The organism is Azospirillum sp. INR13 (assembly GCF_015390205.1).
GTDB lineage: Bacteria > Pseudomonadota > Alphaproteobacteria > Azospirillales > Azospirillaceae > Azospirillum.
The window spans coordinates 59,295-69,079 of sequence record NZ_VUOI01000024.1; the positions used below are offsets into that span (position 1 = coordinate 59,295).

A 9,785-nucleotide genomic window follows, 5' to 3' on the forward strand; every position below is an offset into this window, starting at 1 on the left:
ATGACGCGCACCCCTCAAAGCAATTTTCTCGGACGCATCGATGGCGACATCGCGGGCATCCTGCTGCTGGCCGCCCTGCTGGTCATCGTCCTGCCGATGGGGCTGGACATCTTCCGGCTGAACATGGTCGGCAAATATCTGACCTACGCTTTCGTGGCACTCGGCCTCGTGCTGTGCTGGGGCAGCGCCGGCATCCTGTCGCTGGGGCAGGGCATCTTCTTCGGCATCGGCGGCTATTGCATGGCGATGTTCCTGAAGCTGGAGGCCTCCAGTCCGGAAGCCACCAAGATCCAGTCCACCCCCGGCATCCCCGACTTCATGGACTGGAACCAGCTGAAGGAACTGCCCTGGTTCTGGGAGCCGTTCCACAGCCTGTCCTTCTCCATCGTCGCGGTGGTGGCGGTTCCGGCGGCGCTGGCCTTCATCGTCGGGTTGGCGATGTTCAAGCGGCGGGTCGGCGGCGTCTATTTCGCCATCATCACCCAGGCCTTCGCCGCCATCCTGACCATTCTGATCGTCGGCCAGCAGGGCTACACCGGCGGCATCAACGGCATCACCGATCTGCGCACGCTGAAGGGATGGGACATCCGCACCGACGAGGCGAAGCTGGTGCTCTACTTCGTCAACGCCGCATTGCTGATCGGCTGCATCCTGCTGTGCGTCTACGTCCGCCGCTCCAAGCTGGGCCGCATCCTGGTGGCGCTGCGCGACAAGGAGGACCGGGTCCGCTTCTCCGGCTACGACGTCGCCAACTTCAAGATCTTCGTCTTCTGCTTCGCCGCGGCGCTGTCGGCGGTGGGCGGGGCGATGTTCACGCTGCAGGTCGGCTTCATGTCGCCATCCTTCGTCGGCATCGTGCCGTCGATCGAAATGGTCATCTACTGCGCGGTCGGCGGACGGCTGTCGCTGCTGGGTGCGGTCTACGGCACGCTGCTGGTCAACTGGGCTAAGACGATGCTGTCGGAAAGCTTTCCGGAGCTGTGGCTGTTCGCCATGGGCGCGCTGTTCATCGGGGTGGTGATGGTGTTCCCCAATGGGCTGGCGGGGCTCTACCAGCAGTTCATCGCCCCGCGGCTGCGCCGGCTGACCACCCGCCGCACGGATGCCCCGGTTGCCGGTGCGCCGATCATCCCGCCCCACACCGCCGCAGACTGAGGAGGGCCGGATCCATGGCGAACCCCACCGATTACCTGCTGGCGGTCGAAGGGCTGACCGTGTCCTTCGACGGGTTCAAGGCGGTCAACGACCTGTCCTTCTACGTCGACAGCAACGAGATCCACGTCATCATCGGCCCGAACGGTGCCGGCAAGACCACGGTGCTCGACCTCATCTGCGGGCGGACCAAGGCGTCCGGCGGCTCCATCAAGTTCCGCAACCGGGAACTGACGGCGATGAAGGAGCACCAGATCGTCAAGGCCGGCGTTGGGCGCAAGTTCCAGAACCCGTCGATCTACGACGACCTGACGGTGTTCGAGAATCTGGAGATCTCCTACCCCCGCGGCCGCACGGTGTTCGGTGCGCTGGCCTTCAAGCGCGACGCGGCGGTGCGCGAGCGGGTGGCGGAGATCGCCGAGATGATCTTCCTGGCCGACCATCTCGACCAGCGCGCCGAGTATCTCAGCCATGGCCAGAAGCAGTGGCTGGAGATCGGCATGCTGCTGATCCAGGACCCCGAACTGCTGATGCTGGACGAGCCGGTCGCCGGCATGAGCGTGAACGAGCGCAAGAAGACCGCCGAACTGCTGAACCGCATCATCCGCAACCGCTCGGTGCTGGTGATCGAGCACGACATGAAGTTCGTCGAGGACATCGCCCACCGCGTCACCGTGCTGCACCAGGGGAAGATCCTGTCGGAAGGCAGCATGGAGCGGGTGAAGAACGACCCCAAGGTCGTCGAAGTCTATCTCGGCCATTGATTTATCTGGGCCACTGACCGGAGGAAGCGACATGCTGTCCGTCAACCAACTGCGCGTGTCCTACGGCGAGAGCGAGGTTCTGCACGGCCTGGACTTCGCGGTGGCGCCGAACGAGATCGTCGCCGTCATGGGCCGCAACGGCATGGGCAAGACCACGCTGATGAAGTCGCTGATGGGCATCGTGCCGGCGCGCTCCGGCGCCATTCGCATCGGCGACAGCGAGATCACCGGCCTGAAAAGCTACGAGCGGGTGGCGAAGGGCGTCGCCTATGTCCCCCAAGGCCGCATGATCTTCCCGACCATGACGGTGCAGGAGAACATCGAGACGGGGCTGAGCGTCCATGGCGGGCGCAGCGTTCCCGGCGATCTCTACGAACTGTTTCCGGTGCTGCTGGAGATGAAGGGCCGGCGCGGCGGCAACCTGTCGGGCGGGCAACAGCAGCAGCTCGCCATCGCCCGTGCGCTGGCGACCAAGCCGAAGGTCCTGCTGCTGGACGAGCCGACCGAAGGCATCCAGCCCTCGATCATCCGCGAGATGGCCCGCACCCTGCGCCGCATCCGCGACGAGAAGGGCCTCAGCATCATCGTGTCGGAACAGGTGCTGAGCTTCGCGCTCGATATCGCCGACCGCGTGCTGGTGATCGAGAACGGCGAGATCGTCCACGAGGACAGCCGCGACGCCATCGACGAGGCCAAGGTCGCCCGGCTGCTGTCGGTGTGACGCGCCGCTACTCCCAATCCCTTGAAATCAGTCCACAAAAAGGAAGACAAAGCCATGGCTGACGCCCTGATCAAGGTCGACTTGTCGCAGACGCCTTATGAAAACGACATGATCCACAACCGCTGGCACCCGGACATCCCGATGGCGGTGACGGTGAAGCCGGGCGACGACTTCATCCTGGAATGCTACGACTGGACCGGCGGCCAGATCAAAAACGACGACGATGCCGCCGACGTGCGCGACGTCGATCTCAGCCAGGTGCATTTCCTCAGCGGACCGGTCGGGGTCGAGGGGGCGGAGCCGGGCGACCTGCTGGTGGTGGACCTGCTCGACATCGGCGCCTTCCCGCAGCAGCAGTGGGGTTTCAACGGCTTCTTCTCCAAGCAGAACGGCGGCGGCTTCCTGACCGAGCATTTCCCGCTGGCCCAGAAGTCGATCTGGGATTTCGAGGGCATGTTCACCAAGTCGCGCCATATCCCCGGCGTGCGTTTTGCCGGGCTGATCCACCCCGGCCTGATCGGTTGCCTGCCGTCGCACGACCTGCTGGCCAAGTGGAACAAGCGCGAGCAGGCGCTGATCGACACCAACCCGACCCGCGTCCCCGGCCTCGCCAACCCGCCCTATGCGCCGACCGCCCATATGGGCCGGCTGAAGGGCGACGCCCGCGACAAGGCGGCGGCGGAAGGCGCGCGCACCGTGCCGCCCCGCGAGCATGGCGGCAACTGCGACATCAAGGACCTGTCGCGCGGCTCGCGCATCTATTTCCCGGTCTATGTGAAGGGTGCCGGCCTGTCGATGGGCGACCTGCATTTCAGCCAGGGCGACGGCGAGATCACCTTCTGCGGCGCCATCGAAATGGCCGGCTGGGCGCATCTGAAGGTCAACCTGATCAAGGACGGCATGGCGAAATACGGGATCAAGAACCCGATCTTCAAGCCGAGCCCCATCGTCCCGACCTACAACGACTACCTGATCTTCGAGGGCATTTCGGTCGACGAAGCGGGCGAGCAGCATTACCTGGACGTCCATGTCGCCTATCGCCAGGCCTGCCTGAACGCCATCGAATATCTGAAGAAGTTCGGCTATTCCGGCGCCCAGGCCTATTCGATCCTCGGCACCGCACCGGTGCAGGGCCACATCAGCGGCGTGGTCGACGTGCCGAACGCCTGCGCCACCCTGTTCCTGCCGACGCAGATCTTCGACTTCGACATCACGCCGAATGCCGACGGCCCTACCAAGTTCATCAGCGGCGACGTCGACATGCCCATCGCGCCGGACCGCGTGTAACCGGCCGGGGAAGGAGGCCACGCCATGCCGATGTATGATTACGAGTGCCCGACCTGCGGCGACTTCACGGAAATGCGGCCGATGGCAGAATGCAGCCTGCCGCAGCTCTGTCCCCATTGCGAGACGCCGTCGCCGCGGGTGATCCGCATGGCGCCGGCCTTCTCCGGCGTATCCGCCGCGACGCGGGCGGCGCACGCCACCAACGAACGCAGCGCCGACCGGCCGAGCCTGCTGTCGGAAACCGGGCCGAAGCACAAGCACGGCCCCGGTTGCGGCTGTTGCGGTGGCGGCGGAAAGGGCCGGTCGGTGCTGCGCACCGCCGATGGCGCGAAGGGCTTCCCCACGGCAAGGCCGTGGATGATCAGCCACTGACGCATGGGGACCGGAAGATCAAGGTGATGGGGCGGACGCGACCGGCCAGGGGCCGAGGGGGGACGGATGCCGCTCCCCCCAGCGCCCTTTGTGCTGGCTCGGCGACAGGATGACGCGCGCCTATGCCGTCCTGTCCTGTGAGAGGTCGAGTTCCTCGATCATCGTCTGGCGCATCACGAATTTCTGGATCTTGCCGGTCACCGTCATCGGGAACTCGTCGACGAAGCGGATGTATTTCGGGATCTTGTAGTGGGCGATGGCGCCCTGGCAGAAGGCGGTGACCTGCTGTTCGGTCAGCGCCGCTCCCGGCTTCGGCCGGATCCAGGCGCAGAGCTGTTCGCCGAACTGCTGGTCCGGCACGCCGAACACCTGCACGTCGGCGATGTCGGGGTGGGTGTAGAGGAATTCCTCGACCTCGCGCGGATAGATGTTCTCGCCGCCGCGGATCACCATGTCCTTCAGCCGGCCGACGATGTTGCAATAGCCCTCGGCGTCGATGGTGGCGAGGTCGCCGGTGTGCATCCAGCCGGCCTCGTCGATGGCCCGCGCCGTCTGCTCCGCGTCGGCCCAATAGCCGCGCATCACCGAATAGCCGCGGGTCAGCAGTTCCCCCGGCGTGCCTGGCGGAACGATGCGGCCCTCGGCATCGACGACCTTCACCTCCAGATGTGGCTGGATCCGGCCCACCGTGGACACGCGCCGTTCCAGCGGATCGTCGGTGGAGCTTTGAAAGCTGACCGGGCTGGTCTCGGTCATGCCGTAGGCGATGGTGATCTCGCGCTGGTTCATTTCCGTGACCACCCGCTTCATCACCTCGATCGGGCAGGGCGAGCCGGCCATGATGCCGGTGCGCAGGCTCGACAGGTCATAACGGGCGAAGTCGGGGTGGTCGAGCAGGGCGATGAACATGGTCGGCACGCCGTGCAGGCCGGTGCAGCGCTCCTCCTGCACTGCGGACAGCACGGCAATGGGGTCGAAGCCCTCGCCGGGGATCACCATGCAGGCGCGGTGGGTGACGCAGGCGAGATTGCCCAGCACCATGCCGAAGCAGTGATAGAAGGGCACCGGGATGCACAGCCGGTCCTCCTCCGTCAGGCGCATCGCCTCGCCGACGAAGAAGCCGTTGTTCAGGATGTTGTGGTGGGTCAGCGTGGCGCCCTTCGGGCTGCCGGTGGTGCCGCTGGTGAACTGGATGTTCACGGGATCGTCGAATTGCAGGATGCCGGCCAGCCGCCCCAGCTCCGCCACGTCGGCCGGCCGGGCCAGCGCCGGCAGATCGTCGAAATTCAGCATGCCCGGCGTCTTATCCGTGCCCAGCCGGATCAGGTGGCGCAGGCTGGGCAGCCGTTGCAGGGATAGGGGCCGGTCTGCGGCCGACTGATCCAATTCCGGCGCCAACTTGGCGATCATGCCGATATAGTCGCTCGACTTGAAGGACGGCGACAGGATCAGCGCGGCGCAACCGACCTTGTTGATGGCGTATTCGAGCTCGTGCAGGCGGTAGGCCGGGTTGATGTTGACCAGGATCAGGCCGGCCTTGGCAGTGGCGAACTGCGTCACCACCCATTCGGCGTTGTTCTGCGACCAGATGCCGATGCGCTCGCCCGGCTTCAGCCCCAGCGCGACCAGCCCCGCCGCCACCCGGTCGACCGTGCGCTTGAACTCCGCATAGGTCCAGCGGACGTTCTGGTGCCGGACGATCAGGGCGGGCCGGTCGGGCGACAGCGCCGCCATACGGTCGAGATGCGCGCCGATGGTCTCGCCCAGCAGCGGGGTGCGGCTGGCGCCGTGGACATAGCTCTGGGTCAGCGACGTGGTGTCCGTATGCAAGGCTGCTTTCCTTCCCCGGATGATTTATCGGCCGTTGGCCGTTCATGGGCACCACCCCGCGGGCGGGACGGCGCAGTGCCCTAATGAACCCGCAAGGGGAGCGGTCTGTCGATCCCCCGTTCGGTTAATGGCCCCTGCCGATAAGGAACGGTCGGGTGGGGTGCGAGCGAATGGACGAGGGCACAAAGCCAACGCCGCGTCGGAACGGACTGTGGATTGGGGCGCAGCGTTGCGCGCCGTATTCGCGACAGTGGGGGGCGCTACGCCGTACCGTGCCGGGTTCCGGCGACACGGCGAGGCAGGGGGCGGGGCAGGGTGCCCGCAACCGGGGCCAGCGCCGCCTCTACATCGTCGCGGTCGCGGCGCAGCACCGTGTAGCAATCGTCGCCGAACCACTCCAGCGAGCCTTCCGCCGCAGGATCGTCCGCCAACTCGGCGAGGAAGCGGCGATAGTCCACCACCCCGTCGAACAGCGGTACCATGCCGTCGCGCCGTCCGGCCGCGGCATAGACGTTGGCCGGCTCGAACACCGGCAGGTCGTCGCGGGCGCGGATGTTCTTCAGGTGGTAGTGTCCGATGTGCGGACGCAGCGCCCGCCGGGCGGCCACCGGATCGTCGCCGCCCTCCCAGACATGCAGCACGTCGAAATTGACCTTCAGTGCCGGGTGGCCGACGGCGGCGATCAGCGCGCGGGTGGCCGTCAGGCTGTCGGCCAGGGTGCCGGGGTGCGTCTCCACCAGCAGCGACAGCCCATGGTCGGCGGCCAGCCCGCAGAGCGTGCGCAGCCGCTCCGCGATGAAGATCCGGCGTTCCGGCGAGGTCTCGGCACTGCCCGTGCTGCCGGCGAAGGTTCGGATCTTGCCGGCCCCCAGCGCTGCGCCAGCCGGCAGAGGTCCAGCGTCTTGCGCACCAGCGCGTCGGGGTCGCCGTCCAGCGGCAGATAGTCGCTGACCATCGGCACCGACAGGCCGAACTGCGCCAGCCAGTCGCCGCCGCGGTCGGACACCGCCGCCATGTTGCGGGCATGCGCGCCCCACAGCTCGATCCCCTGAAAGCCATTGCCGGCTGCCCAGACGGCCAGATCCTCCAGCGACACCAGATGATGCCGGAAACTGATGGTGCAGAGCGACAGTCTCATCACGCCACCTCGGTGGGAGAGGGAATGGGGGCCAAAACGGCGGCGGCACGCCATTGCCGGAAGACGGCGGCAAGCTCGCCCTTCAAGGCCGTCTCCTGCCGGTCGAGCAGGTCGAGCCGCGCGAACAGGTCGGGGGCGAGGTCCGTATCGCCGGTCTGGGCGAGGCGGAGGATCGCGTATTGCAGGGACTTGAAGCCCTGGAACAGTTCCTCGATCTCGTCGCAGCGGGCAAGGAAGCTGTCGTCGGGCAGGCGCAGCGCCCGCCAGAAGAAGGCGAAACCGTGCTCGTAGGCGTATTTGCGGATGGCGAACACCGGCAGTTCGCGCAGCGCATGCGACAGACCGGTCGGCGAGAGCCCGTCGGTTCCGTCCAGATGCGCCGTCAGGATGCCGCGCACCGCGACGGTCAGCGGGTTGGCGTCGGGCAGGAAGCAGGCCTCGAAATAGGCGGCGATGTCGGCGGGCCGGGCGGGGTGCAGCTCGCGCCGGTCGAACAGATAGCCGCCGGCGACGCTGGGCTGGAGAAAGGCGGTGGCGATGCGGTCGCGCGCGATCTCGCCTTCCCAGCGGAAATCGGGGTCGCGGACCATGAAGGTCGCCGGATCGCTGCCGGTCTCCAGCATCAGGTAATGCGGGAAGGGGTTCTGGTTGAACTTGTTTTCCCGCTCCGGCAGGTGGAACAGATCGACCATCGCCATGATGGACAGGCTGTCCGACCGCCGCTCCACCAGATCGACCAGCAGGGCGAGGTTGTCCTCCTTGCTGCGGCCATGGTCGTACCATTGCCGCACCTCCGCCCCGTAGAGGCGGCGGAACCAGTCGCGGAAGAAATCATGGCTGACGGTCGGCCCGTGATAGCGCAGCACCCGGTCGGCCCCGATTTCGAACCCGGCGTCCCAGACGCCGAAATAGAAGGGGCGATGGTCGATCCCCGCCCGCTTCAGCGCGTCGCAGACGCAGCTGACGAAGCAGTGGATCTTGAGGTCCTGATACTCCTCGCCATGGACGCTGCCGGGGGGAAGCGCTTCCACTGCGGCGACCGGGCGGGTGCCGGCGAACAGGCCGGCCACGTCGGCCACCGTCGCCAGATCGCGCGAGGTGATGAGTTCGTCCGGCGCCTCCAGTCCGAAGGACAGCTCCAGCTGCAGGAACAGCTCCATCAGCAGCACGGAGTCGAGGTAGAGATCCTCGTTCAGCCGCGCGTCCGGGCCGAAGCGGTCGAGATGGCGGTTCTGCAGATGGTCGCGAAGGACGGTGCGGATGGCTTCGACGATGTCCCGTTCGGTCAAGGCCGGCGTCATTCCGCGGCCTCCGCGAAGCGGGCGGCGACCTCGCGCCGGCTGATCTTGCCGTTGGCCATGCGGGGCAGGGCGTCGGCGCGGATCAGTTCGCCCGGCTGCTGGTGGGCGGCCAGATTCTCCCGGCACCAGTCGCGCAGCGCCTGCTCCGTCACCTCGGCGGCGGCGGAGAACAGCAGGGCGACCCGTTCGCCGGCGAAGCGGTCGGTGCGGCGGAAGGCCACGGCGTCGGCGACGCCGGGCAGCGCCATCGCCACGTCCTCCACCTCCTGCGGATAGACGTTGAGGCCGGCGACGTTGATGGTGTCGTCCAGCCGCGACACGAACATCAGCATGCCGTCGTCGCGCAGATAGCCCAGGTCGCGGGTGCGGATTTCGCCATCCGGGCCTTGATCGCCAGAAACCGACAGCACGATCTCCGCCGGGGTGTCCACGGTGCCGGTGGACAGGCTGTGGTGCGGCAGCACGCGGCCCAGCTCGGCGCTGCCCGCCATGTCGGGGTTGATCGCGATGCAGCCGGCTTCCGAGCAGCCATATTGCTGGAACATGTGGGTGGTCTTGCTGCGGATCCGCTCGAACCAGGGTTCCGGCAGCAGCGTGCCGGAGGTCATCGCCGCATGGATGCGCTCGCCTTCCGGCAGCAGCCGGGCCAGGGTGTGCAGGATGACGGGGGAGGAATAGAGCAGCGGCCGTTCGATCTGCCGCAGCGCCTTCAGCAGGAATTTCGGGTTGGTGGTGTCGAGGATCACCGGCTCCGCCCCGCGGCGCAGCCCGACCAACAGGCCGCAGATCAGGCCATAGGAGTGGGTGGTCGGGCAGGCGATCACCGGGGTCATCCCGGCCGGTTCGGTGAAGAAGCCGACATAGCTCTCGATCTCGCGGTCGATCTCGGCCCAGCTCCGCGCGATGCGCTTTGGCGCGCCGGTGGTGCCGGAACTCATCTGCAGGAGTTGGCCCGGCTCCGGCGCCGCCAGGGGGGCGATTTCCTCCGCCGTCAGGCTGTTGTGGTAGAGCGCATGGCAGCCGGCCTCGCGCGCCAGCCGCCGCGCCGCCTCCAGCGGGGTGGAGGGGTGCAGCGGCAGCAGGCTGCCGCCCGCCGCCCGGATGGCGAAGAACAGGGCGAGCCAGTCGATGGTGTCGGTGAAGCAGACGGCGAAGCGGGCACCGGGCCGGTCGGACAGGCGGGACTGCTCGGCGTGGGCGGCGATCAACGCCTCCACCTC

At 67.0% G+C, this 9,785-nt stretch carries 9 protein-coding genes; 5 read left to right on the forward strand and 4 right to left on the reverse strand.

Translation table 11 applies throughout. From position 1 onward, the window contains the following. The 5 genes from urtC to F1643_RS16550 are packed head-to-tail and all read left to right on the forward strand — an operon-like array spanning nucleotide 1 to nucleotide 4,296. On the forward strand, nucleotides 1–1,155 hold the full coding sequence (gene urtC / locus F1643_RS16530; protein WP_194914312.1) for an urea ABC transporter permease subunit UrtC: 1,155 nt from the start codon (nucleotides 1–3) through the stop codon (nucleotides 1,153–1,155). Nucleotides 1,156–1,169: 14 nt separating this feature from the next. Beyond that, complete coding sequence (gene urtD, locus F1643_RS16535; protein WP_194914313.1) at nucleotides 1,170–1,916, forward strand: urea ABC transporter ATP-binding protein UrtD; 747 nt, start codon at nucleotides 1,170–1,172, stop codon at nucleotides 1,914–1,916. A 31-nt stretch (nucleotides 1,917–1,947) separates the two neighbouring features. Further along, nucleotides 1,948–2,637 carry an urea ABC transporter ATP-binding subunit UrtE gene (gene urtE, locus F1643_RS16540; protein WP_194914315.1) on the forward strand — a complete coding sequence of 230 codons (690 nt, stop codon included), beginning with the start codon at nucleotides 1,948–1,950 and terminating at the stop codon, nucleotides 2,635–2,637. A 54-nt stretch (nucleotides 2,638–2,691) separates the two neighbouring features. Beyond that, entirely contained in the window at nucleotides 2,692–3,924 is a 1,233-nt protein-coding gene (gene fmdA / locus F1643_RS16545) for a formamidase (protein WP_194914317.1), read from the forward strand. 24 nt (nucleotides 3,925–3,948) lie between these two features. Next, the gene (locus F1643_RS16550) at nucleotides 3,949–4,296 is read left to right on the forward strand and encodes a zinc ribbon domain-containing protein (protein ID WP_149224088.1); all 348 of its coding nucleotides are present in this window, start codon (nucleotides 3,949–3,951) and stop codon (nucleotides 4,294–4,296) included. Nucleotides 4,297–4,416: 120 nt separating this feature from the next. On the opposite strand, the gene F1643_RS16555 is transcribed toward F1643_RS16550, so the two are convergent. The 4 genes from F1643_RS16555 to F1643_RS16570 all read right to left on the reverse strand — a co-directional run. Beyond that, a complete protein-coding gene (locus tag F1643_RS16555; protein ID WP_255542904.1) occupies nucleotides 4,417–6,126 on the reverse strand; it encodes an AMP-binding protein in 1,710 nt (569 codons plus the stop codon). A gap of 260 nt (nucleotides 6,127–6,386) precedes the next feature. Continuing rightward, nucleotides 6,387–7,313: a sugar phosphate isomerase/epimerase family protein gene (locus tag F1643_RS16560; protein ID WP_370540649.1), complete on the reverse strand. Its 927-nt coding sequence runs from the start codon at nucleotides 7,311–7,313 to the stop codon at nucleotides 6,387–6,389. Further along, complete coding sequence (locus tag F1643_RS16565; protein ID WP_194914318.1) at nucleotides 7,264–8,565, reverse strand: DUF6005 family protein; 1,302 nt, start codon at nucleotides 8,563–8,565, stop codon at nucleotides 7,264–7,266. The genes F1643_RS16560 and F1643_RS16565 overlap by 50 nt, the downstream gene beginning before the upstream one ends. Then, nucleotides 8,562–9,785: AMP-binding protein (locus tag F1643_RS16570; protein WP_206692532.1), on the reverse strand; the 1,224-nt coding region annotated here is incomplete at its 5' end. The genes F1643_RS16570 and F1643_RS16565, both read right to left, overlap by 4 nt.

Excerpts from the sequence above, each read along its gene's own strand:
- fmdA (WP_194914317.1), top strand. The coding sequence starts at position 2,692 with ATGGCTGACGCCCTGATCAAGGTCGACTTGTCGCAGACGCCTTATGAA.
- urtE (WP_194914315.1), top strand. The coding sequence starts at position 1,948 with ATGCTGTCCGTCAACCAACTGCGCGTGTCCTACGGCGAGAGCGAGGTT.
- F1643_RS16565 (WP_194914318.1), bottom strand. The coding sequence starts at position 8,565 with ATGACGCCGGCCTTGACCGAACGGGACATCGTCGAAGCCATCCGCACC.
- urtC (WP_194914312.1), top strand. The coding sequence starts at position 1 with ATGACGCGCACCCCTCAAAGCAATTTTCTCGGACGCATCGATGGCGAC.
- F1643_RS16550 (WP_149224088.1), top strand. The coding sequence starts at position 3,949 with ATGCCGATGTATGATTACGAGTGCCCGACCTGCGGCGACTTCACGGAA.
- urtD (WP_194914313.1), top strand. The coding sequence starts at position 1,170 with ATGGCGAACCCCACCGATTACCTGCTGGCGGTCGAAGGGCTGACCGTG.